Below are 22,375 nucleotides of genomic sequence, written 5' to 3'. Positions count from 1 at the left end.
GCATGCGGAAGCCGGTCATGACAAACGCGAAGCACGGCGCCCGCAGGGCGGACCGCAGATCCGCCGCACGCCACGCCGCGTTTCGCCGCACGATCCTGTCGATCGGTGCCGCACTTCTGATTCTCTCCGCCCTGCCGACTTCGCTGCCCAACGCGGACCTTTCGGCGGTCGGAGCGCCGGACGATCTGGCCGGCCCGCTCCTCACGCTCTCCGCCTTCGCCGGCAATCCGGGCTTCGACGAGGGCGACGCCGATCTCGCCCAGCCGCCGGCCGACGGCTCGGTCTTCGTGCGCGACGGCTCGGCTCGCGTTCCCGCCGAGCGGGGAGGGCGCGTCGGGCCTCGTCCGCTCGCCGCCGTCCAGCCGAAGTTCGCGGCCGGCGCCATCTTCGCCGCGACCAATCTTCTGCGTCCGGGTCTTGCGATGGGCGACGACGAGATGCGCACCGCGCTGGCCGGCCCCATGCCGTTCGGCGGGCCGACCCGCGTCGCGGCCTTCCGACGAAACGGGGCGGAGGCAGGCGTGAAGTCGACGCCCGATCCGGTCCAGGTCGCCGCCCGCCACGACGCGCCCGCGCCGGACGCCATCCCCGCCGGCAAGGTCGACGCCTTGCAGACGCTCGCAGCCTATGCACCCGAATCCCAACCGGGTCAGTCCAGCCTCTTCGATGCCGTGCTCCATCCGCAGGGCCAGGACTTCATCCCGCCGATCTCGCCGAAGGATCATGCTTGGGCCGCCTCGATCCTGCCGACCTCGTCCTTTACCGAGAAGGAGCAGACCTGCCTCGCCAACGGCATCTACTTCGAGGCGCGCGGCGAAACCGAGAAGGGTCAGGCGGCGGTGGCGCAGGTCATCCTCAACCGCGTGCGCAATCCGGCCTACCCGAAGACCATCTGCGGTGTCGTCTACCAGAACCAGGACTGGAAGAATCGCTGCCAGTTCTCGTTCGCCTGCGATGGCATCAAGGACGTGATCTGGAACAAGCGCGCCTACGGCACCGCCAAGCGGATCGCCGACGAGGTGACGCGCGGAAAGACGTGGCTCCCCGAGGTCGGCTCGGCGACCCACTATCACGCGACCTATGTCCGTCCCCGCTGGGCAAAGACCATGCAGAAGGTCGACAAGATCGGCCTCCACGTCTTCTATCGCACCTTCGGCGGCGGCTGGCGCTGACGCCCTGTCGCCCGCCGCCCTTCTGCCATAGATGGAAGGGAGCGCCGGCCTGGAGCCGGACACGGTGAAGTGAAGGATGGGGCGGCCTGCGGCCCGCCACCATCGGCAGGGCGGCGACGGATGACCCAGGACCACGAGAAGACCGACGCCGAACGCGCTGCCGATCGCGCCGCCCTGCAGGCGCGCCTCGATCACTTCAAGGCGACCCAGAAGACGCTCCTTCCGGAGATGGACGGGAAGCCCGGTTCGATGCAGGGCATGGCGCAGGGCCTGAAGATCGCCAGCGAGTTCATCGCCGGCGTCGTCGTCGGCGCGGTGATCGGCTACGGCATCGACCAGCTTTTCGGCACGACGCCCTTCGGATTGATCGTCTTCCTGCTCCTCGGCTTCGCCGCGGGCGTCCTCAACGTGATCCGTTCGGCCAGCCAGCCGACCCCGCCGAGCGATCCCCCTTCACGATAAGTGGATCGCACGGGGACAGAGCAGGCATTTCGCCCCGGAGGGTGTTGCGAAGCGCGGTTCAGGACGCTATGGCAGTCTCGCTCCGAGAGGGCGAGCATAAGAGGACCAAGCGTTTGGCGAACGATCCCCTTCATCAGTTTCAGATTTCTCGGCTGGTTCCGATCGAAATCGGCGGGGTCGATTTCTCGTTCACCAATTCTTCGTTGTTCATGGTCGCGACTGTCGCGGTCGCCACGGGCTTCCTGTATTGGTCGACCCGCGGCCGTGGACTGGTGCCGAGCCGCTCGCAGTCGGTCTCGGAACTCTCCTACGAATTCATCGCCAGCATGCTGCGCGACGCGGCGGGATCGAAGGGGATGAAGTTCTTCCCTCTCGTGTTCTCGCTCTTCATGTTCATCTTGGTGGCGAACCTCCTCGGGATGTTCCCGTACTTCTTCACCGTCACCAGCCACCTGATCGTCACCTTCGCGCTGGCCCTGCTCGTGATCGGCACCGTGGTGGTCGCTGGCATCAAGGGCCATGGCCTCGGTTGGTTCAAGGTCTTCGTTCCCTCCGGCGTTCCGGCGGCCGTGGTGCCCTTCGTGGTGCTGATCGAGGTCATCTCGTTCCTGTCGCGCCCGGTTTCGCTCTCGGTTCGTCTCTTCGCCAACATGCTGGCGGGCCACATCACGCTCAAGGTCTTCGCGGGCTTCGTGACCTCGCTCGGCGCGCTCGGCGCGGTGGGTGTGGGCGGCGCGATCCTGCCGCTGCTCATGACCGTCGGCATCACGGCGCTCGAATTCCTCGTGGCGTTCCTGCAGGCCTACGTCTTCGCGGTCCTGACCTGCATGTACCTCAACGACGCGGTCCACGTTCACCACTGACCGCTTCCCCTCGTCACGCGGCCGTCTCGGTCGCGGGCCTCAATCCCCCGCACGATCCACTAAAGGAGTTTCTCATGGACGCGGAAGCTGCACGTTACATCGGCGCTGGTCTGGCTTGCTTCGGCATGGCCGGCACGGCCCTCGCGCTCGGCAACATCTTCTCGAGCTTCCTCACCGGCGCACTGCGCAACCCGTCGGCTGCCGACGGCCAGTTCGGCCGCCTGATCTTCGGCTTCGCCGTCACGGAAGCTCTGGGCATCTTCTCGCTGCTCATCGCGCTGCTGCTGCTCTTCGTCTAATCTCAGGTTCTTGGGATTGTGCAGCCGGCCGCCCCGGACGGGGCGGCCGGACCCGTATCATCGGAGTAGGACATGTTCGTCACCGAAGCTTTCGCGCAGACAGAGGGTGCGCCTGATGGGCATGGAACGCCGTTGACCTCCGCTCCCACTCCTGCGACGTCTGAAGCCATCGGCGTGCCTGAGGGCGCGCACGAAGCGGGCGGTACCTTCCCGCCGCTGAACCCCGAATTTTTCGCCTCGCAGATCCTGTGGCTGGCGATCAGCTTCGGCGTCTTCTACTACGTCCTGTCGAAGACGATCATCCCGCGCATCGCCTCGGTCCTCGAGAATCGCCGCGAGCGCATCGCCGCCGACCTCGAGGCGGCCGAGCGCATGCGCGCCGATGCCGACGAGGCCCAGGCCGCCTACGAGCAGGAACTCGCCAGCGCCCGCGCCAACTCGCAGAAGATCGCCGGCGAGGCGCGCGATTCGGCCCGCTCCAGCGCCGACACCGAGCGCAAGCGCATCGAGGGCGAACTCGACGCCAAGCTCGAGGCGGCGCAGGCCCGCATCGCAGAAATCAAGGCCCGCGCGCTCGCCGACGTCGACACGATCGCGACCGATGCCGCCGAGGCCATCCTGACCGAACTGACCGGTGCCAGCGTCTCGCACGACGAGGTTGCCAACGCCGTTCGCGCCGTTCGCGCCTGAGGAGCTGAACCATGGCATTCGACGCAACATTCTGGGCGCTGATCGGCCTCATCCTCTTCCTCGCCGTCGTGATGTACTTCAAGGCGCCGGCGATGGCGGCCCGCTCGCTCGACAGCCGCGCCAAGCGGATCGAGAACGAGATGGAGGAGGCCCGCGAGCTGAAGGAAGAGGCCAAGCGCCAGCTGGCCGACTACCAGCGCCGCCGCCGCGAGGCCGAGGCCGAGGCACGCGAGATCGTCGCCAGCGCCCAGCGCGAGGCTGCCGGTCTCGTCGAGGAAGCCCGCATCAAGAGCGAGGAATACGTCGCTCGCCGTACGCAGGTCGCCGAGCAGAAGATCTCCCAGGCTGAAGCCGACGCGATCGCCGAGGTTCGCGCCTCCGCCGTCAACATCGCCATCGACGCCGCGACCCGCGTCATCACCGAGCGCAATCTCGGCACCGACGGCCAGATGACCGAGCGTTCCATCGAGGAAGTCCGCCGCCGCCTCAACTGAGCGTCGCACAGAACCCATTGAAGCGAGCCGCCCCCCGGGGCGGCTTTTTGCGTTTTGAGGGGTCGGTCGGTTTGCAAGCCGACACGACAGGGGACCGGCAGCCCGGATGGAACGAGCCACCGTCCGGGCTGGCTTAGTAGGGCTTCGATGCATCGGCCGCCGTCGCACGCAGGATCTACACGACCAGTCCACGCGTCGTGTTGCGAAGCACCCTCCTAAAGAGTGATAGCGGATGCGGTCGGGCGGGAGTATCGGAACCACGGCGCTGCGCGAATGCTGGCGCCGCCGGCAAGTCCACTCCGATAGCCTGAAAACCGAGCAAGCGATCCGCGCGACGCCGACCTCAGTCGGCGCGCGCCAGACGGGCCGCGACCGGGGCGAAGCTGCGGCGGTGATGGACGCAAGGGCCGACCGCCTCGATCGCCTCTAGATGCGCAGCCGTCCCGTAGCCCATATGCCGGCCGAAGCCGTAGGCGGGATGGGTGCCGCAAAGCGTCGCCATCATCCGGTCGCGCGTCACCTTGGCGACGATCGAGGCAGCGGCGATCGAGAGCGAGCGTGCGTCTCCGCCGATGACGGCCGTCGCGGGGCAGGCGAGGCGTGACGGCACGTCTCGACCGTCGACGAGCGCATGGCCCGGCGCGGTCGCAAGGCCCGCCAGAGCCCGCCGCATGGCGTTGAGCGTCGCCTGCCGGATATTGATGCGATCGATCTCGAGAGCACCGGCCGTCCCGACGCCGACCTCGGCACAGAGGAGGATTTCGTCGTAGAGGCGCTCGCGCTCGTGAGCTTTCAGCTTCTTGGAATCGTCGAGCCCCTCTGGCAGACGCTCAAAATCCAGAATCACCGCTGCGGCGACCACCGGGCCGGCCAGCGGTCCGCGTCCCGCCTCGTCGACGCCGGCGATCCGCTGATGTCCGAGCGTCAGGAGATGCCGCTCGATCGCGTCGTTCGGTCCCGGCTCATCCGAGCGGGGCAGCACGAGGCCGGGTGCGAACAGGGTGGGGAGCGAAGGATCGGAGGAACGGCGAGTCATCGTGCGGCGAATCTCGCGCATTCTCCGATCCTTCTCAAGCCCGGCGGCGGGTTGGCGGACCGCCGGGCTCGTCTGTGACGGCGGCGGAACGGGAAGACCGCCGACGTCCGTCGTCCGGATGCGGCCCCGGACGATCGATGGGAAGGCTCGCAAGCCTCCCGGTATCTTCAGGGCCCGGTCGAGCGACCGGATGGCCCTTCAGTGTCAAAGCAGTGATAGCTGCACGCCGCCACCCTTCGGGGCGCGGAAGAGGTCGCTGCGCAGCGTCGAGCGCTCGAGGTTCAGCGCCAGCCGCTTGGCGGCGAGTTCGAAACGGCGCTTGATCTGCTGCGCGTAGGGCCCCTTGCCGGTCATACGCTGACCCCATTCGGGATCGTAGTCCTTGCCGTCTCGCATCGAGCGCAGGAGCGCCATCACGTGGCGATAGCGGTTGGGGTAGTGGCGCAGCAGCCAGTCCTTGAAGAGCGGCGACACTTCGAGCGGCAGGCGCAGGAGCACGTAGCCGACCTCCTTCGCGCCGGCTTCCGCGGCCGCTTCCAGAAGGCGCTCGATTTCCGAATCCGTCAGGCCCGGAATGATCGGCGCCGTCATCACCATGGTCGGGATGCCTGCCTCGGTCAGCTGGCGCACGGCGTCGAAGCGCTTCGTCGGCGTGGCCGCCCGCGGCTCCATCAGGCGCGCCAGCTGGCGGTCCATCGTCGTCACTGACACGGCAACCCGCGCGAGACCCTTCGCCGCCATGCGCTGGAGAATGTCGATGTCGCGTGTCACCAGAGCCGACTTCGTCACGATGCCGACCGGATGGTTCGCCCGTTCCAGCACCTCGAGGATTTCGCGCATGATCCGGCGCGTCTTCTCGATCGGCTGATAGGGGTCGGTGTTCGTGCCGATGGCGATCGAGCGCGGCTCGTAGCCGGGCTTCGACAGCTCGTCTTCCAGAAGCTCCGCGGCGTTCGGCTTGGCGAAGAGCTTCGATTCGAAGTCGAGACCCGGCGACAGGCCCATATAGGCGTGGCTCGGCCGCGCGAAGCAGTAGACGCAGCCGTGCTCGCAGCCGCGATAGGGGTTCACCGAGCGGTCGAAGGAGATGTCGGGCGACTGGTTGCGCGTGATGATGGTGCGCGCCGCCTCGTTCTGCACCTCGGTGCGGAACGGCGGCAGCTCGTCGATCGTCGCCCAGCCGTCGTCAAAGGCGGCCCGCGCGAAGGGCTCGAAACGACCGGACGGATTCAGCCCCGCGCCGCGGCCACGTCGCCGGTCGAAGCCGACCCGCAGCCCCGACTGGTTCAGCATATGGTTCGCGATGTCGACGCCGCGGCCTGGGCCCATCGCGGCGCGGTCGATGCTTCGGATCTCGGACATGGGATTGGGTTCCCTCGGATACGATCCCGTTGAGACCCTGATCCTATTCATCCAATAAGAACAATACAAGAACAAAAGAGAACGAAACCGGACGCTGGCGGGCGATCTCGCATTGCGATAACGGGAAGGGGATGCTCACCGTCCTGATCCATGGCGCCGACGATGCGCCAGCATTCGCCCAGACACTCTCGCCGCTTGTCTCGGGCGCGGTGGAGGGGATCCTGCGCGACGTCGTGGTTCTTGATACGATGGGGGAGGATGTGCGGCGCGTCGCCGATCACGCGGGCTGCCGTCTGGCATCCGCAGGCGAAGTGCTGGCAGCCCCGGCGACCCTGAAGGGCGAATGGGTCCTGATCCTGCGCTCGGGCGAGCGCCTGCCGGAGAACTGGATCGACCGGGTGGTTCGCTATGCCGGCGGCCGGTCTGCGGTCGCCGCGGCCCGGTTGCCGGAGCCCGAGCCCGGCATCTTCAATCGCCTGTTCGGGCGCTCGCGCGGCGGCGTCCTTGCCTCGCGCGCGGCGCTGGTGGCGGCGGCCCCCGCCAGCGGCGGGCGGATCGATCGCCTCGTGAGGGCGCTGAAACCCCGCCGGATGCGGCGCGGCGCGTGATGCGTCAGGCCGAAAGGCCGCCGCGCCGCAGGTGTTCGTCCAGCCGCGGCATGATCTCGACGAAGTTGCAGGGCCGGTGGCGATAGTCGAGCTGCGCGGCGAGGATGCCGTCCCAGCCGTCGCGGCAGGCGCCGGGCGAGCCCGGCAGCGCGAAGACGAAGGTCGCGTTGACGACGCCCGCGGTCGCCCGCGACTGGATGGTCGAGACACCGATCTTCTCGAACGAGATCCGGTGGAAGACGATGGAGAACCCGTCCATCCGCTTGTCGAAGATCGGCTCCAGCGCTTCCGGCGTCACGTCGCGGCCGGTAAAGCCCGTGCCCCCGGTGGTGATCACGACGTCGATGCCGGGATCGCGCGACCAGCCGAGCACGCACTCACGGATCGCCTCGACGTCGTCGCGCACGATCCGGCGGTCGCCGAGCCGATGACCCGCGCCCTCCAGCCGCTCGATCAGCGTATCGCCCGAACGGTCGTCCTCGCGCGTGCGTGTGTCCGAGACCGTGAGGACCGCGATCGACAGGGGAATGAAGTCGCGGTCGCTCATGAGCCCTGTCCCGCCAGTTGCGTCGCCTTGACCCACCAGCCCGGCCGCGATGCCGCGATCCGGCGTTCTGCCTCGTGGCAGGCCGCATCGGAGGCGAAGAGGCCGAACACCGTCGCGCCGGAACCCGACATGCGGGCGAAGCGCGCGCCAGCCGCGTTTACGGCGTCCAAGGCGTCGCCGATCGCCGGCGCGAGCCCGAGCGCAGGGGGCTCCAGATCGTTGCGCGCGGCCGCAAGGTAGTGCGCCAGCGTCTCGAGGTCCGCGAAGCCCTTAGCTGGTGGGGCCACGAGAGGCGCATTGTCGCGCCGCATGAGGCCGGCAAAGACGGCGGGCGTCGCGACCGGCACGCCGGGATTGACGAGGAGGACGGGGATCGCGGGTAGGGCGGCCAGCCGCTCGGCGCGCTCGCCGATGCCGCGCACCACCGCCGCCTCGCCGGACAGGCACATCGACACGTCGGCGCCGAGCGAGACGCAGCGCTCGGCAAGCGAGGGCCGAAGCGCTGGATGTCGCGCGCCGAACCAGGCGAGCAGGGCGCCGGCATCCGCCGAGCCGCCACCGATGCCCGCGGCGTGCGGCAGATGCTTGGACAGGCGGATGGCGAGCGGCGACAGGCGTACGCCGCTGGCAGGGGCCAGTTCCTGCGCCAACGCCAGCGCCTTCATCACGAGATTGCCGCCGTCGGTCGGCACGCCCGCCCCGAGCGGCCCGTCGACGCTGAGCGCGTCGCGCGTGCCGGGGGCGATCTCCAGCCGGTCGCCGAACTCGGCGAAGGCGACGAGGCTTTCCAGCTCGTGGTAGCCGTCGGCGCGTCGGCCGACGACATGGAGCGCCAGGTTGATCTTGGCGCGCGCGGTGACGTTCGTGACCCAGGGAACGTGGACGAAGGCGTCCATCGCGACTGTCAGTTCGAGACCTTGGGGGCCTCGGTCCCGCCACCCGTAGCGGGCGGCGGCGCGATGGTGGCGGTATCGGCCACCGGCGCCAGGCCCTCGGCGAGCTTCTTCTTGATCTTCTCGACCTCCGCCGCCTCCGGCGCGGGGTCACCGACCAGCGCACGGTTCCACTGGAATCGCGCCTCGCGGGTGCGCCCGACCCGCCAGTAGGCGTCGCCGAGATGGTCGTTCAGCGTCGGGTCGGCGGGCATGATCAGGACCGCGCGTTCCAGCTGCTCGACGGCCTCGTCGAAGCGGCCGAGGCGGTAGTAGGCCCAGCCGAGCGAGTCGATGATGTAGCCGTCGTTCGGCCGCAGCTCGACGGCGGTGCGAATCATGTTCAGCCCCTCGTCGAGATTGCGGTTCATGTCGACCCAGGAATAGCCGAGATAGTTCAGGACCTGCGGCTGGTTCGGCTCGAGTTCCAGCGCCTTGCGGAAGTCCGGTTCGGCCTTGTCCCACTGCTTCTGCCGCTCGTAGGCGATGCCGCGCTGGTAGTAGATGTTCCAGACGTTGGGCGCGTCGGCGGGCGCGAGCGACAGGGCCTTGTCGAGCATCGTCACGGCGCCCGCATAGTCCTTGTCGGCCGCCAGCACGTCGGCCAGCGCCAGATGCGCCTGGAGATCGTCCGGGTAGCTCTCGACGGCCTTGCGCAGGTGGACCTTCGCCTCGTCCTTGCGCTCGGCCTGCCAGAGGTCGAGGCCCATCTGCAGTTCCGCGGTGCGCCGGTAGGGCGAGCCCTCCGGGATCTGCTCGTAGTAGGAGATCGCAAGGTCGATCTGCTTGGACCGGTCGGCGACGCCGGCGAGCGCGGTCAGGAGCTTCGGATCGGCCGTGTTGGCGACCGCCTTGGCGAACTGAAAATAGAGAAGCGCGACGTCCTGGCCGTCGCCGCGGTTGATCGCCTGCCCGAGGATGTAGAGCGTCTCGGCGGCACCCCCTTGCGCGTCGCGGATCGGCGGGGCGATCTCCTTACCGTCGCGGATGGCGGCTTCGAGCTGCGTCAGCGGCTCGTAGGAGGGCGCGAGCTCGAGGCCGCGCGCCACGGCGTCGAGCGCCTGCTGCTTGCGGCCCGCGCGCGCCTCGATGCGCGCCAGGGCTTCGGCGCCCGCGAGATAGGCGTCGACCGAGGTCTGGGCCGTGCTCTGGTCGGAGATCAGCGCCCCGAGCGCGGTGCGCGCGCGATCGACGTCGCCGGTCAGGCCCGCGATCAGGCCGATCTCGTACTGGTTGAACGCCTCGAACCACGAGGCGCCGCGAAGCGCTTCGACGCGGCGGATGGCGTCCTGGCCGCGACCGGCGCCGACATCGGCCCAGGCGGAGAGATGGCCGACGAGGAGCGTGTCGAGATCGCTCGTGTCGCGCAGCTTCAGCGACTCGATCGCCGCGTCGAAGCGGCCGTCGTGCAGCGCATCGAGCGCGACCGCGATCTGGGCGACCTTGCCCACCGTGTCGTCGTCGACGAGCTTGGCCGCGAGGTCGACGCCGTCCTTGAAGCGGCCGTCCGCGAGATAGGCGAACATCGCCTCCTGCTGGAGGACCGCGGAGGTCGGATCGAGGCGCAGCGCCTCGTCGTAGTAGTCGGCCGCGATGCCGGGCTGGCGGTTCTCGCGCGCGAGCTTGGCCGCGAGATAGGCGCCCGACAGCGACTGGACGTTGACGGTCGCGCGCTCGGTGCCGGTGGCGGGCGCATCCTGCGCGGCGGGTTCGGTGGTCTGGGCCATGGCGGGCCCGGCCACGACGGCGGCGGCGAGGGCAGCGGCCAAAGCGATCCGCGAGATACGCGTTCTATCCACGTCGAACTTCCTTTTTCCCGACCCCGCCGGCGCGAAAGCGTCGGCCGCCGCACTCATGCTCGCCTGCTGCCTCGGCAGCGGGACGTGCGTCCACCCCTGTCCGCTTCCAGAATGTTTATTTTGCGACGGCGAAGGACGCCAGCCGCCTGCGAGGACTATCGGATTCGCTCGATCGAGAAAGCGACCACGGCGTCGAGCGCGTCACGGTGCGGCCCGGCGGGCAGGAGCGACAGCGCCTCGGAGGCCAAGCGCCCGTGTTCGCGCGCCCGCGCCTTGGTCGCCTCCAGCGCCCCGTGCCGCGCCAAGAGGTCGCGCGCGCGCGCCAGCGCCGCATCGTCGTTCTGCCCGTTCTCCATCGCCTCGCGCCAGAAGGCGCGCTCGTCCTCATTGCCCGCAGCATACGACAAGATGACGGGCAGGGTGATCTTGCCCTCGCGGAAGTCGTCGCCGACGTTCTTGCCGAGATCGTCGGCCGAGCCGCCGTAGTCGAGGACGTCGTCGACGAGCTGGAACGCGAGGCCGAGATGCAGGCCGTAGTCGCGCATCGCCGCCTCGAAGTCGGCCCCCGCGCCTGCGATCACCGGCCCGACCTCGGCCGCGGCGGCGAAGAGGGCAGCCGTCTTGGCGCCGATCACCGCCATGTAGTCGGCTTCCGTGGTCGACATCTGCTTGGCGGCCGACAGCTGCCACACCTCGCCCTCGGCGATCACGGCCGAGGCGTTGGAGAGGATCGCCAGGGCGCGCATCGAGCCAACCTCGACCATCATCTTGAAGGCCTGGCCGAGGAGGTAGTCGCCGACGAGCACGCTCGCCTGGTTGCCCCAGATGGTGCGCGCGGTCTTCCGGCCGCGCCGCAGGTCGCTCTCGTCCACCACGTCGTCGTGGAGGAGCGTCGCGGTGTGCAGGAACTCGACGCTGGCGGCGAGCTTCACGTGGTTCTCGCCGCGGTATCCGAAGGCGAGCGCGGAGGCGAGGGTCAGGATCGGCCGCAGCCGCTTGCCGCCCGACGAGATCAGGTGCTCGGCGATTTCGGGGATGAGCTCGACGTTGGACCCGGCCATGGAGAGGATCAGCGCGTTGACGCGATCCATGTCCGCACGCGTCAGGCCGAGGATCGGGTCGATCGAGGCGATCGCTCTCGTCTGATCCAGGGGGCGGGCAAGGGTCACTGGTCTTCTCCGTATCGCTGCGCGCGCAATAGCCGGGTGGGCGAGAGGCGGCAAGTGCGTAAAGTGGCGCGCTGGCGGCATCGGGCGACCTGGCATGCGTCCCGGCTTGCGTCCGGCGTGCTTTTCGGGCCACTGGACCCGGCCATGATCGAACTCCTGCGCTCCAACGATCCCGTCCTCCTGTCCTTCGTGCAGGCGCTTCTGCGCGATGCCGAGATCGGGCATCTCCTCGCCGACAGCCACATGAGCGTCCTCGACGGCTCGATCGGCATCCTGCCGCGTCGCCTCCTCGTGGACGACGAGGAGATCGATCAGGCGCGGCGTCTTCTCAGCGATGCGGGGCTGGCTCACGAATTGTCCGACCGTGCCTGAATCTCCGGCCGCCGAGGCCGTCACCAAGGACGCGTTCTACGGCGGCGCATTTTACCTGCTTCAGCCCGCAAAGAGCGGCCTTCGCGCCGGCGACGACGCCCTGCTTCTCGCCGCCACCGTCGAGCCGGAGCAGGCGGGAGCCGCCGCAGACCTCGGGTCCGGCTCGGGCGCCGTCGCGCTCGCCGCCGCGTTCCGCGCGCCGGTCCTCGCCGTGACGCTGGCCGAGCGCGACCCGACCGTGGCCGAGCTCGCCCGCCAGACCCTCGCGCTGCCGGAAAACGCGGGGCTGGCCGGTCGCCTGCGCGTCGCCGAGCTCGACCTCCTCCTCCAGCGCCCGGTGCGCGAGGCGGCTAGCCTCGTCGACGGCGCCTTCGATCTCGTCCTCACCAACCCACCCTTCCATCCCGCGGGCGGCCGAGTCTCGCCGGTTGCCGCGCGCGCGGCCGCCAAGGCCGAGCCCGACGATACCTTCACCACGCGCTGGATCGCCGTCGCCTCAGCGCTCCTGCGCCATGGTGGGCGCTTCCACATGATCGGCCGGCCCGACCAGGTCGCGACGATCGCGGGCGCCTGCAGCAACCGGCTCGGCGGTCTCGCCATCCGCCCCGTCCATGCCAGGGCGGACGCCCCGGCCGTGCGCATCCTGTGCGCGGCGACCCGCGGCTCGCGCGCGCCGCTGCGCCTTCTGCCGCCGGTCGTGCTCGACGCATCCACGCGGCAGGCGCTGGGGCAGGGGCGGTTCACCGTCGCGATGGGGTGAGCCGCATTGGCGTCGGGCGGGTCGGATGCCTACATGGCGGGCGTCCGACGTTTCATGAGAGCCAAGCCCCGTGCCGAACCCGATCGCCAAGCTGATCCCCAAGCGCTTCAGCAAGACGGAGACCGTCATCCCCGTGGTGCGGCTGAGCGGCGTGATCATGGCCGGCGGCTCGCCGCTGCGCTCCTCGATCAACCTCGCCTCCGTCGCGCCGCTGCTGGAGAGGGCCTTCTCCTGGAAGGATTCGCCCGCCGTCGCGATCTCGGTGAACTCGCCGGGCGGCTCGCCGGTCCAGTCGCGCCTCGTGTTCCAGCGCATCCGGGATCTGGCGGAAGAAAAGAACAAGCGCGTCGTCGTCGCCTGCGAGGACCTTGCCGCGTCCGGCGGCTACATGATCGCCTGCGCGGGCGACGAGATCGTCGCCGATCCCTCGTCGGTGGTCGGGTCGATCGGCGTCGTGTCCGGCGGCTTCGGCTTCGTCGACCTCATCGCCAAGCTCGGCATCGAGCGCCGCGTCCATACGGCCGGCCAGAACAAGGCGACGCTCGACCCCTTCCGGCCCGAGCGCCCCGAGGACGTCGAGCACCTGAAGTCCCTCCAGCTCGACGTGCACCGGACCTTCATCGACCTCGTGCGCTCGCGCCGCGCCGACCGTCTCGCCGACCACCCCGACCTGTTCTCCGGCCTCTTCTGGTCGGGCACGCGCGGCCTTGAGCTCGGCCTCGTCGACCGGCTCGGCGACCTGCGCACGGTGCTGCGCGAAACCTATGGGCCGAAGGTGAAGCTGGCCGTCGTCCAGCAGAAGCGCGGGATCTTCGGCATCGGTCGCGGCGGGGGCGCCGCCGCCTCGCTGGCGAACGCTGCGGTCGATGCCGCCGTCACGGCCGCCGAGGAGCGTGCGCTCTGGGCGCGCTACGGCCTCTGATAACGGACGGCGCCTTGCCTTCGCCCGAAACCGCCGAAATACTGGAGCCCGTGTGAATCATGGTCGATCCGATGCCCATCTTCCTCTTCGGCCTCGTCGGGGCCGCCGCCTATTTCGGCTATCGCCAGCTTCAGCAGGAAACCGCGCGGGTGATCGAGCGCAACCGCCGCTCCGAGGCCGAGCACCGCACCGGTGCGCACGGCACGCTGGAGCGCGGCGCCGACGGCGTCTACCGGCTGCGGCGCGACTGAAGCCCCGCGCCACGCGCCCGAGGCTTGACCCCGGCAAAGCGGGCATGGCAACTCGCGCGTCACAAGAACGCCGCGTCGAGAACATCCAGGGTCCGCTGCCATGTCCGAACTTGCCGATCACATGCGGCCCGAACGCTCCTTCCAGGGGCTGATCCTCGCGCTCCACCGCTACTGGGCCGACTACGGCTGCGTCGTGCTCCAGCCCTACGACATGGAAGTGGGGGCGGGCACCTTCCACCCGGCGACGACCCTGCGCGCGCTCGGGCCTCGGCCGTGGAACGCGGCCTATGTCCAGCCCTCCCGTCGCCCCAAGGACGGGCGCTACGGCGAGAACCCGAACCGCCTCCAGCACTACTACCAGTATCAGGTCATCCTGAAGCCGAACCCGCCCAACCTGCAGGAGCTCTATCTCGGCTCCCTCAAGGCGATCGGCGTCGACATGGCGCTGCACGACATCCGCTTCGTCGAGGACGACTGGGAGTCGCCGACGCTCGGCGCCTGGGGTCTCGGTTGGGAATGCTGGTGCGACGGGATGGAGGTCTCGCAGTTCACCTACTTCCAGCAGGTCTGCGGCATCGAATGCGCGCCGGTCGCGGGCGAGCTGACCTACGGTCTCGAGCGTCTGGCGATGTACGTCCAGAACGTCGACAACGTCTACGACCTCAACTTCAACGGCCGCGAGGGCGCCGAGAAGGTCACCTACGGCGACGTCTTCCTCCAGGCCGAGCGCGAATACTCGCGCTTCAACTTCGAGATCGCCGACACGAAGATGCTGCTCCAGCATTTCGACGACGCGGAAGCCGAGTGCGCCGCGATCCTGAAGGCCGGCGCGCCGGATGCCGCCGGCGCCCTTCACCGCTGCGTGCTGCCGGCCTACGACCAGGCGATCAAGGCCTCGCACGCCTTCAATCTCCTCGACGCTCGCGGCGTCATCTCCGTCACCGAGCGCCAGAGCTACATCCTGCGCGTGCGCACCCTTGCCAAGGCCTGCGGCGAGGCGTTCCTCCTGACGGAAGCGGGCGGGGCCGGGTGGAGCGCGGCGGCCGCGTAGCGCCGTCGGAGACGCCGTACCGCCAGGTGGTCCCGGGACGACGTCGGGTCCGCCGGTGTCGCCGGGAGTCCGGGACACTGAGCGACGGCGTGCGCTTCTCCTGGCGCAGCAATCCGCCCCTGAAGAGTTCGCTTGCGGGCCAGTGCTTTTGAGTCCTGGCCCGCTTGTCGATCAGAAGTCGATCGACGTGGAGACAAGGAAGGTTCGGGGCGCGCCGGCGGCGAGGAAGCCGCGTGCCGACGAGGCCCAGTAGGCTTCATCGAAAACATTCTCGATGTTGAACTTCACCTCGACGGGCTTGTCGTAGGGCCCGACGAAGCCGTAACGCGCGCCGACATCGAAGCGAGTCCAGTCGTCCACGCGCTGCGTGTTGGCCTGGTCGTAGCGCGTTGCACCGGTGTGCAGCATTCGGCCTGTCAAGGTCAGTCCGGGTGCGAGCCAGTCGACGTCGTATTCGCCGTAGAGGTTGATGGCGACCTTCGGCACGCCCGGAACGCTGTTGCCGTCGAACCGACCACCCGCCGTTTTTTCGAGTTCTGCCTCGATAAGGGTCACGCCGCCGAGCAGCCGGACCCCCTCGATGATTTCGCCGAAGACGGTGAACTCGGCGCCTCGGTTCGTCTGGAGGCCGTCCACCGAGAAGAGACGCGAAACCGGGTCCGTGAAGCCGCTCGGCTGCTCGATCTGGAAGAGCGAGGTCGTAAGGCCGAAGCCGCCGAAGTCGTACTTGACGCCGATCTCCTTCTGCTCGCTGACGACCGGCGCGAAGACCTCGCTCGCGTTCAGCGCCGTCGACGGAGCGGTCGGCCCCTCGGTCAGCGCCTCGATGTAGTTGCCGTAGACGGAGAAGTTCTCGGTGAGGCGGACGACCGCACCGACAGCCGGGCTGAACCGCGAATCCTCGTAGTTGTAAGTCTGATCGCCGAGCGTCGGACCGACGACCGTCGAGAAACCGCGCGAGCGGATGTCCTGATAGCGGCCGCCCACCGTCAGCTGGAAGCGCTCCTCCGCCACGGAGAGGGTGTCGGACACGGCAAGGCTGGTCACGAGTAGATCGGCAAAGAGCGGACGGCCGCTCGCCAGGGGAAAGTCGAAGGAGCTGATGCGGGTCGCCGGCAGGAAGCTCGGATTGTAGATGTTGGTCTGGAAGCTCGGCAGGGTGACGCGCGGAAAGCCGCCGCGATAGTTCTCGTTGAGGGCTTGCGAGGCGGAAACGTTGAGCTGGTGGCTGACCGCGCCGGTCTCGAAGCGTGTGCGCACGCCGACTTCCCCCGTGCGACCTTCGATCTGCTGAGGCTGGATGGCGAGCGTCCCCGTCGCGTTCCCCGCCACGTCGTTGATCAGGTAGGACGAGGTCAGGAAATCCTCGCGGTAGCGACTGGCGCCGCCGGCAGCGTAGACCGTCGTGTTGTCGAGGAGATCGAACTCGACGCGTCCCGCCGCCATCTCGTAGGCGCTGTCGATGTATTCGAACGAGTTGGCGGTGTTGATGCGGCCGTCGGGCGCGCGCGGGATCGGAATGCCGGGCGCCGCAGCGTTGAAGAGCGACGTCGGGGCGTCGATCTTCTGCTCGGAACGGTTGAGGTCGAGCGAGGCGCGCAGTCGCTCGCCCCGGTAGTCGAGCCCTAGGGAGCCGACGACGACTTCGTTCTCGTTGCGGTCGAGCGGCGTGTCGCCGGCGCGATAGGAACCGTTGGCACGGATGCCCCATTCGCCGGTTTCGCCGTAGCGTCGGGCGACATCGAAATGCGGCCAGAGCTGCGAGTCGCTGAGATAGGTCGTCGTGAGGCGGTTGAGCGGTTCGTCCGGCGCACGCTTCGGGACGAGATTGATCGTGCCGCCGACGCGTCCGACGCCGCCGTTAAGGAGCGCGGTCGGCCCCTTCAGGATTTCGACCCGTTCGACCCCCTCCAGGAACTGGCGACGCGGATTGGCGATGTAGAAGAGGCCGTCATAGGCCGTATCGAGATTGGTGACCGAGAAGCCGCGAATGAAGAAGGCATCGCGTTCGGAAAAGGCCGGCGCATCGTTGCGCACCGACGGGTCGTTCAGAACCACGTCCGACAGCGAGCGCGCCTGCTGGTTGCGGAACAACTGCTCGGTGAAGCTGACGACGTTGAACGGCGTCTCCAGGATGGAACGATTGCCGAGCGCCCCCAGCCGCGCGCCGGTCGCGACCTGGCCCCCGGCAAAGGGCGCCGGCGGCTGCCCGACCGTGCCCGTCGCCGGCGGTGCGCCCGCCGCACCGTCCACTACCACCACGTCGAGAACGACCGGTTCCGATGCGGCCTGACCGGCAGGGCGAGACCGCTGCTGATCCTGCGCCGATGCCGATGCGCAGCCCAGGGCCATCAGCGAAACGCCGAACAGGGCCGGGCGAAGGGATGCTGCGCAGCGATGCGGTCGCATGAGGAGGTCTCCGGAAGATCGGTCAGGGTTGGACGCGAGTGTTGTGATCTCCGTTTAGGGAGGGGGGGTGCGCTGCCTCAACGAAGAACGACTCTAAAACATGACGAATCAAGTCATGATTGCAAATCTGCAACAGCAAATCACGAGACGGTGAGAGATGCGGTCGATCGAAACGGCCGCAACGCCGCTTCGGAACCGCCGTCTGTTTCCAGTCGATAAACTGGACAAATCGGCTCCAGTATAGGAAACCATCCCGCGAAACCGACGTGAGGATGGGGTGTCGACGTGCTGACGATCTGCCTGCAAATTGCCGTCCTGCTCGTCTCGGTTGCGTCTGCCGGCGTTGCGTCGCCGGCCCTCGCGGAGCCGGTCACCGTTCGGCACGCCCAGGGGGAAATGACACTGGATGCGTCCCCGCAGACGGTCGTCGTGACCGATTGGGCCGCCTTCGACAATCTGCATGCACTGGGCGTTCCGGCCGCGGGCGTGCCCGCTTCAGCGACGCCGTCCTATCTCGCTCCCCTCGTGCCGGAGGGGACTCCTCGTGTCGGCTCGCTGCAGGAGCCCGACATCGAAGGCATTGCGGCCGCGGAGCCCGACCTCGTGATCGTCGCCAACCGCTCGCGCCACGCCTATAAGACGCTGCAGCAACTGGCACCCACGCTCGACATGACGGTCGACAATGCCGACATCGTCGGCGGCGTGAAGGCAAGCCTCGCGCAGTACGGCGCCATCTTCGGCCGGCAGGCACGCGCGGCCACCCTGACCGCTGCGCTGGATGCCAAGGTGAAGGAGGCGCGCGAAGCGGCCGCCGGCAGGGGCACCGGCCTCGTGGTCGTCACCAATGGTGGCCGCCTCGGCGTCTACGGGCCGGGCTCGCGGGTCGCCTGGATCTACGACGCGCTGGCCGTTCCCTCCGTATTCGCGGGGGTCGACGATGGCGACCACGGCGGGGATGCCATTTCCGCCGAGTACCTGTCGGAGAAGAACCCTGACTGGCTCTTCGTGGTCGATCGCGACGCGGGGATCGGACAGGAAGGATCGGCGCGCGCGACGCTCGACAACGAACTCATCCATGGCACGACGTTCTGGCGGAAGAACCAGATCGTCTATCTCGACCCGGCCGCCGCCTATGTGACGATGCACGGCGTGACCGGATTGATGCGGCTTCTCGACCAGGTGATCGAGGGATATCGCGGCGGGGCCTGACGGGTCGCAGCCGGCCGGAGCCGCGTCGCTTGAAGGTCCTTCTTCCCGCGTTCCTTGCGATAAGCCTCCTCGCGTCGATCAGCCTCTTCGTCGGTGCCGGCAGCGTGTCGCCGGGCCTGCTGTTCGGCGGCTCCGCGGACGATCACGCCATGCGGCTGCTGGTCGTCAGCCGCATTCCGCGCACGCTTGCCATCCTCCTTGCCGGCTCGTCGCTCGCGATCGCCGGACTTGTCATGCAGATGATCGTCCGGAACCGCTTCGTGGAACCCTCGACCACCGGCACCACCGAGGCCGCCTCGCTCGGTTTCCTCGTCGCGACGATCCTGGCGCCGGGCGCTTCGATCATGGGCAAGATGCTGGTCTCGGCCGCCTTCGCCCTCGCCGGCACCGCGCTCTTTCTTCGTATCCTGCGCGCGGTGCCGCTGCGCGACGCGATGCTGGTGCCGCTGGTCGGAATCATGTTGGGCGGGGTCACGGGCGCGCTCGCCACCTTCCTTGCCTACCGCTTCAACCTTCTCCCGTCGCTTCTCGCCTGGACGACCGGCGACTTCTCGGGCGTCCTTCGCGGACGCTACGAGCTACTCTGGCTGGGTCTCGCCGCGACCGGCCTCGCCTACTGGGCGGCGGATCGGTTCACTCTGGCCGGAATGGGGCGCGACGTTTCCGTCGGCCTCGGGCTCAGCCACGAGGCGTCGATGACGCTCGGCCTCGTCCTCGTCTCCGTGATCGCGGCCGTGTGCCTCGTATCCGTCGGCGCGATCCCGTTTCTGGGCCTCGTCGTGCCCAACATCGTCAGCCTGGCGGTGGGCGACAACATGCGCCGCTCGGTCCCACTGGTCGCGCTGGGCGGCGCGGGCCTCGTTCTGGTCTGCGACCTCATCGGGCGCCTGGTGCGCTACCCCTACGAGATCCCGATCGGCGTCGTCATGGGCGTGCTCGGCAGCCTCATCTTCCTCCACCTTCTTCTGCGCGCGAGGCGACGTGTCGCGTGAGTTCGGGAGTGCGGCGGGCATTAGTCCGACGGCGGCCCGCCTTCGGCGACGCCCATGGCCGAAGCGTGCAACGCTCGTGCTCATCCTCCTCGGCGTGCTCGCCCTCCTGTCGGCGCTCGCCTTTCTCACGATCGGGGCGCGTGGGTCCTGGGGGTTCGTCCTCGCGTTTCGCGGCCAGCGGCTGTTGGCGCTGGTCCTGGTCGCCTACTGCATCTCGATCTCGACCGTCCTGTTCCAGACCGTGACGCGCAACCGCATTCTGACCCCGGCGATCATGGGGTTCGACGCGCTCTACGTTCTCGTGCAGACCGCGATCGCCTTCTTCATCGGCATCCACATGCTGGCTCTCGTCGATCCTCATCTTCGGTTTCTCGGCGAGGTGGCGATCATGGTCGGCTTCTCGGCGCTCCTGTTTCGCTGGCTGTTCCTCGGAGAGGAGCGCAGCGTTCACCTGCTCGTTCTGGTTGGCATCGTGTTCGGCATTCTCTTCCGCTCGCTCTCGACCTTCATGCAGCGGCTGCTCGATCCCAATGCCTTCCAGGTGCTGCAGGATACGCTGTTCGCAAGCTTCGGCTCGGTAGACACGACCCTTCTCGGCCTATCCTACACGCTTGCCGCCGCCGCGACGCTGGTCCTGTGGCGGCTCGGCCGAGTGCTCGATGTCCTCGCGCTCGGCCGCGACCAAGCGATCAATCTCGGCGTCGAATACGCGAGGACCGTCCTGGCGATCCTCGGCATCATCTCGGTCCTCGTCGCTGTCTCCACCGCGCTTGTCGGGCCGGTCACCTTCTTCGGTCTCCTCGTCGCCAGCCTCGCGCATGCGCTGGTCGGGCATTCGCGCCATCGCGACGTCCTGCCGGCAGCTGCCCTCCTGGGGGTCATAGCGCTGGTCGGCGGGCAGACGGTGCTCGAGCGCGTCTTCCACTTCGATACCGCGCTGTCGGTGATCGTCGAGTTTCTGGGGGGCGCCGTCTTCATCGCCCTCGTCCTGCGGGGAGCGGCGCGTTGATCGAGATCCAAGGGGTCAGCAAGCGTTATCGCGGGGCGCTCGTCGTCGACGACGTCAGCCTGCGTATTCCGGCGCGGGGCGTGACGTCGATCATCGGGCCGAACGGTGCCGGCAAGTCGACCCTGTTGTCCATGATCGCGCGCCTCGTGGGGCTCGACGGCGGCACCATCGCAATCGACGGACTGGACGTCGTCACCACGGCAGGACCGGTTCTGGCGCGCCGGCTCGCCGTGCTGCGGCAGGACAATCACATGACGGCCCGCCTGACGGTACGGGACCTCGTCGCCTTCGGGCGCTACCCCCATTCGCGCGGTCGCCCGGCCGCAGGCGACGAGGAGCATGTCGCACGGGCGCTTGGCTACCTCGATCTCACCGATCTGGCGGATCGGTTTCTCGACGAGTTGTCCGGCGGCCAGCGGCAGCGGGCCTTCGTCGCCATGGTCCTGTGTCAGGACACCGACTACATCCTGCTCGACGAGCCGCTCAACAATCTCGACATGCGCCATTCGGCGGCGATGATGCGCATCTTGCGCCGGGCAGCCGACGAACTCGGGCGCACCGTGGTCGTCGTCCTCCACGATATCAATGTCGCCTCCTGGCACTCGGACCACATCGTCGCGATGCGCGCGGGCCGCGTCTGTCGGCAGGGGACGCCGGACGAGATCGTGAGCGAGTCGGTGCTCCAGGACATCTACGGCATCCCCCTCGCGGTCGAGCGGATCGATGGACGACCGGTCTGCCTGTTCTGGCGGTAGCCGAGGGTGCGCTGACCCCAACCTAGCCCTGAACTCCCATGGATGATGTCCCCAGTCGGATGGATGACGGCCTGTCGCCTGCTTCCAGCCGGCGGCACATGACGAGACAGCGCAGCACCCCGACCGCGATGACGCGGGACGGGCGCTTTCGCGCGTCCATGTCGCTCTTGGCGCCACCCGCTGCCGATCCATCTGTCGCCTTCGCCCATCGGAAGCGAATGGAAGCAGAGACATGAAAATCGCTGTTCACGACACCTTCGGCGATCCCGCCGCCGTCCTGCATCCGGGCGACAGCCCGACACCCGAGCCCGGCCCCGGCGAGGTGCGCGTCCGCACGCTTCTCTCGCCGATCCACAACCACGATCTCTGGACCGTGCGCGGCACCTACGGCTACAAGCCGCCGTTGCCCGCGATCGGCGGCTCCGAGGCCGTCGGCACGATCGAGGCGGTAGGCGAGGGCGTCGATGCCGCGATGGTCGGCCGACGCGTCAGCGCGGCTGGCGTTCACGGCACCTGGGCCGAGAGCTTCATCGCCAAGGCGGCGGGCGTCATGCCGGTGCCGGACGAGATTTCGGACGAGGCGGCCGCGCAGCTGGTCGCCATGCCCTTCAGCGCCATCACGCTTCTGGAATCGCTCGGCGCCAATTCGGGCGACTGGATCGTCCAGAACGCCGCCAACGGTGCCGTCGGGCGGATGCTGGCGAAGCTCGCCGAGGCGCGCGGCATCCACGTCGTCAGCCTCGTGCGCCGCGACGAGGGCGTCACGGAGCTGGAGGCCGCCGGCATCCGCAACGCCGTGTCAACGTCGGGCGAGGGCTGGAAGGATCGGGTGCGCGAGCTGACCGGCGGCGCGCCGATCAAGGCCGGCGTCGAATCCGTCGGCGGCCGGGCGGCGGCGGACCTTGCCGACGTGATCGGCGAGAACGGCACGCTCGTCTGCTTCGGCTCGATGACCGGCGAGCCGATGCAAATCCCGTCCGGCGCGGTGATCTTCAAGCAGCTGACGGTGAAGGGGTTCTGGGGCGCCAAGGTTGGCCCCGCCGTGTCGCCGGACGATCGCAGGCGTCTGATGGGCGAGCTGGTGACGCGCGTCGCCAAGGGCGAATTGAAGCTCGTGGCCGAGGAGATTGTTCCGCTTGCCGAGATCGGCCGCGCGGTCGAGGCCTCGCTCGCACCCGGCAAGGTCGGCAAGGTGCTGGTGAAGCCTTAAGT

At 68.5% G+C, this 22,375-nt stretch carries 24 protein-coding genes; 17 read left to right on the top strand and 7 right to left on the bottom strand.

Features of this window, described 5'->3' with window-relative positions:
- Window positions 1-17: 17 nt before the first annotated feature.
- From ACLNGM_RS19105 to ACLNGM_RS19080, 6 genes are all read left to right on the top strand, one after another.
- Window positions 18-1,172: a cell wall hydrolase gene (locus ACLNGM_RS19105; protein WP_416356147.1), complete on the top strand. Its 1,155-nt coding sequence runs from the start codon at window positions 18-20 to the stop codon at window positions 1,170-1,172.
- 120 nt (window positions 1,173-1,292) lie between these two features.
- A complete protein-coding gene (locus ACLNGM_RS19100) occupies window positions 1,293-1,634 on the top strand; it encodes an AtpZ/AtpI family protein (RefSeq protein WP_416356146.1) in 342 nt (113 codons plus the stop codon).
- A 113-nt stretch (window positions 1,635-1,747) separates the two neighbouring features.
- Window positions 1,748-2,497 carry a F0F1 ATP synthase subunit A gene (locus tag ACLNGM_RS19095; RefSeq protein ID WP_090958554.1) on the top strand — a complete coding sequence of 250 codons (750 nt, stop codon included), beginning with the start codon at window positions 1,748-1,750 and terminating at the stop codon, window positions 2,495-2,497.
- Between the two features lie 74 nt (window positions 2,498-2,571).
- On the top strand, window positions 2,572-2,796 hold the full coding sequence (locus ACLNGM_RS19090; protein ID WP_055888550.1) for a F0F1 ATP synthase subunit C: 225 nt from the start codon (window positions 2,572-2,574) through the stop codon (window positions 2,794-2,796).
- Between the two features lie 72 nt (window positions 2,797-2,868).
- Complete coding sequence (locus tag ACLNGM_RS19085) at window positions 2,869-3,486, top strand: F0F1 ATP synthase subunit B (RefSeq protein WP_416356145.1); 618 nt, start codon at window positions 2,869-2,871, stop codon at window positions 3,484-3,486.
- A gap of 11 nt (window positions 3,487-3,497) precedes the next feature.
- Complete coding sequence (locus ACLNGM_RS19080; protein WP_090958547.1) at window positions 3,498-3,980, top strand: F0F1 ATP synthase subunit B; 483 nt, start codon at window positions 3,498-3,500, stop codon at window positions 3,978-3,980.
- A gap of 343 nt (window positions 3,981-4,323) precedes the next feature.
- Here ACLNGM_RS19080 and ACLNGM_RS19075 read toward each other — a convergent pair whose 3' ends face one another.
- Window positions 4,324-5,037 (bottom strand): ribonuclease HII, encoded by a 714-nt coding sequence (locus ACLNGM_RS19075; RefSeq protein ID WP_416356144.1) that lies wholly within the window; start codon window positions 5,035-5,037, stop codon window positions 4,324-4,326.
- Between the two features lie 183 nt (window positions 5,038-5,220).
- A complete protein-coding gene (locus ACLNGM_RS19070) occupies window positions 5,221-6,378 on the bottom strand; it encodes a PA0069 family radical SAM protein (RefSeq protein ID WP_416356143.1) in 1,158 nt (385 codons plus the stop codon).
- A gap of 131 nt (window positions 6,379-6,509) precedes the next feature.
- Between ACLNGM_RS19070 and ACLNGM_RS19065 the strand changes: the two genes are divergently transcribed.
- A complete protein-coding gene (locus ACLNGM_RS19065; protein ID WP_416356142.1) occupies window positions 6,510-6,986 on the top strand; it encodes a hypothetical protein in 477 nt (158 codons plus the stop codon).
- A gap of 4 nt (window positions 6,987-6,990) precedes the next feature.
- On the opposite strand, the gene moaB is transcribed toward ACLNGM_RS19065, so the two are convergent.
- From moaB to ACLNGM_RS19045, 4 genes are all read right to left on the bottom strand, one after another.
- Entirely contained in the window at window positions 6,991-7,533 is a 543-nt protein-coding gene (moaB, locus tag ACLNGM_RS19060; protein WP_416356141.1) for a molybdenum cofactor biosynthesis protein B, read from the bottom strand.
- Complete coding sequence (locus ACLNGM_RS19055; RefSeq protein ID WP_416356140.1) at window positions 7,530-8,429, bottom strand: 4-(cytidine 5'-diphospho)-2-C-methyl-D-erythritol kinase; 900 nt, start codon at window positions 8,427-8,429, stop codon at window positions 7,530-7,532. The genes moaB and ACLNGM_RS19055 overlap by 4 nt, the downstream gene beginning before the upstream one ends.
- 8 nt (window positions 8,430-8,437) lie before the next feature.
- Window positions 8,438-10,264 (bottom strand): tetratricopeptide repeat protein, encoded by a 1,827-nt coding sequence (locus ACLNGM_RS19050; RefSeq protein WP_416356139.1) that lies wholly within the window; start codon window positions 10,262-10,264, stop codon window positions 8,438-8,440.
- Window positions 10,265-10,419: 155 nt separating this feature from the next.
- Window positions 10,420-11,355, bottom strand: coding sequence for a polyprenyl synthetase family protein (locus tag ACLNGM_RS19045; protein WP_416358492.1), 936 nt, complete (start codon window positions 11,353-11,355; stop codon window positions 10,420-10,422).
- Between the two features lie 222 nt (window positions 11,356-11,577).
- Here ACLNGM_RS19045 and ACLNGM_RS19040 point away from each other — a divergent pair, with 222 nt between their 5' ends.
- The 5 genes from ACLNGM_RS19040 to ACLNGM_RS19020 all read left to right on the top strand — a co-directional run bounded on the left by ACLNGM_RS19040 (window position 11,578) and on the right by ACLNGM_RS19020 (window position 14,789).
- Window positions 11,578-11,805, top strand: a complete 228-nt coding sequence (locus ACLNGM_RS19040) for a DUF2007 domain-containing protein (RefSeq protein ID WP_055888530.1) — start codon at window positions 11,578-11,580, stop codon at window positions 11,803-11,805.
- Window positions 11,798-12,565 (top strand): tRNA1(Val) (adenine(37)-N6)-methyltransferase, encoded by a 768-nt coding sequence (locus ACLNGM_RS19035; protein WP_416356138.1) that lies wholly within the window; start codon window positions 11,798-11,800, stop codon window positions 12,563-12,565. The genes ACLNGM_RS19040 and ACLNGM_RS19035 overlap by 8 nt, the downstream gene beginning before the upstream one ends.
- A gap of 70 nt (window positions 12,566-12,635) precedes the next feature.
- A complete protein-coding gene (locus ACLNGM_RS19030) occupies window positions 12,636-13,487 on the top strand; it encodes a S49 family peptidase (RefSeq protein WP_416356137.1) in 852 nt (283 codons plus the stop codon).
- A 59-nt stretch (window positions 13,488-13,546) separates the two neighbouring features.
- The gene (locus ACLNGM_RS19025) at window positions 13,547-13,738 is read left to right on the top strand and encodes a hypothetical protein (RefSeq protein ID WP_090958523.1); all 192 of its coding nucleotides are present in this window, start codon (window positions 13,547-13,549) and stop codon (window positions 13,736-13,738) included.
- A gap of 100 nt (window positions 13,739-13,838) precedes the next feature.
- Complete coding sequence (locus tag ACLNGM_RS19020; protein ID WP_090958521.1) at window positions 13,839-14,789, top strand: glycine--tRNA ligase subunit alpha; 951 nt, start codon at window positions 13,839-13,841, stop codon at window positions 14,787-14,789.
- A gap of 171 nt (window positions 14,790-14,960) precedes the next feature.
- Here the strand turns inward: ACLNGM_RS19020 and ACLNGM_RS19015 are convergent, their stop codons facing one another.
- Window positions 14,961-17,141 carry a TonB-dependent receptor gene (locus tag ACLNGM_RS19015; protein ID WP_416358491.1) on the bottom strand — a complete coding sequence of 727 codons (2,181 nt, stop codon included), beginning with the start codon at window positions 17,139-17,141 and terminating at the stop codon, window positions 14,961-14,963.
- Window positions 17,142-17,483: 342 nt separating this feature from the next.
- On the opposite strand from ACLNGM_RS19015, the gene ACLNGM_RS19010 reads away from it, so the two are divergent.
- The 5 genes from ACLNGM_RS19010 (at window position 17,484) to ACLNGM_RS18990 (ending at window position 22,373) form a co-directional block, all read left to right on the top strand.
- Window positions 17,484-18,407 (top strand): siderophore ABC transporter substrate-binding protein, encoded by a 924-nt coding sequence (locus tag ACLNGM_RS19010; protein ID WP_416356136.1) that lies wholly within the window; start codon window positions 17,484-17,486, stop codon window positions 18,405-18,407.
- A 29-nt stretch (window positions 18,408-18,436) separates the two neighbouring features.
- On the top strand, window positions 18,437-19,399 hold the full coding sequence (locus ACLNGM_RS19005) for an ABC transporter permease (protein WP_416356135.1): 963 nt from the start codon (window positions 18,437-18,439) through the stop codon (window positions 19,397-19,399).
- Between the two features lie 19 nt (window positions 19,400-19,418).
- Window positions 19,419-20,408, top strand: coding sequence for an iron chelate uptake ABC transporter family permease subunit (locus ACLNGM_RS19000; protein WP_416358490.1), 990 nt, complete (start codon window positions 19,419-19,421; stop codon window positions 20,406-20,408).
- Window positions 20,405-21,163 (top strand): ABC transporter ATP-binding protein, encoded by a 759-nt coding sequence (locus tag ACLNGM_RS18995; protein ID WP_416356134.1) that lies wholly within the window; start codon window positions 20,405-20,407, stop codon window positions 21,161-21,163. Before ACLNGM_RS19000 ends, ACLNGM_RS18995 begins: the two co-directional genes overlap by 4 nt.
- Before the next feature lie 232 nt (window positions 21,164-21,395).
- On the top strand, window positions 21,396-22,373 hold the full coding sequence (locus tag ACLNGM_RS18990; RefSeq protein WP_416356133.1) for a zinc-binding dehydrogenase: 978 nt from the start codon (window positions 21,396-21,398) through the stop codon (window positions 22,371-22,373).
- Window positions 22,374-22,375 lie beyond the last annotated feature (2 nt).

It is taken from the genome of Aureimonas phyllosphaerae, from assembly GCF_047943035.1.
Taxonomy (GTDB): domain Bacteria; phylum Pseudomonadota; class Alphaproteobacteria; order Rhizobiales; family Rhizobiaceae; genus Aureimonas; species Aureimonas phyllosphaerae.
Note: the sequence above shows the minus strand (reverse complement) of the source record. Positions and strands in the feature narration are given on the sequence as shown.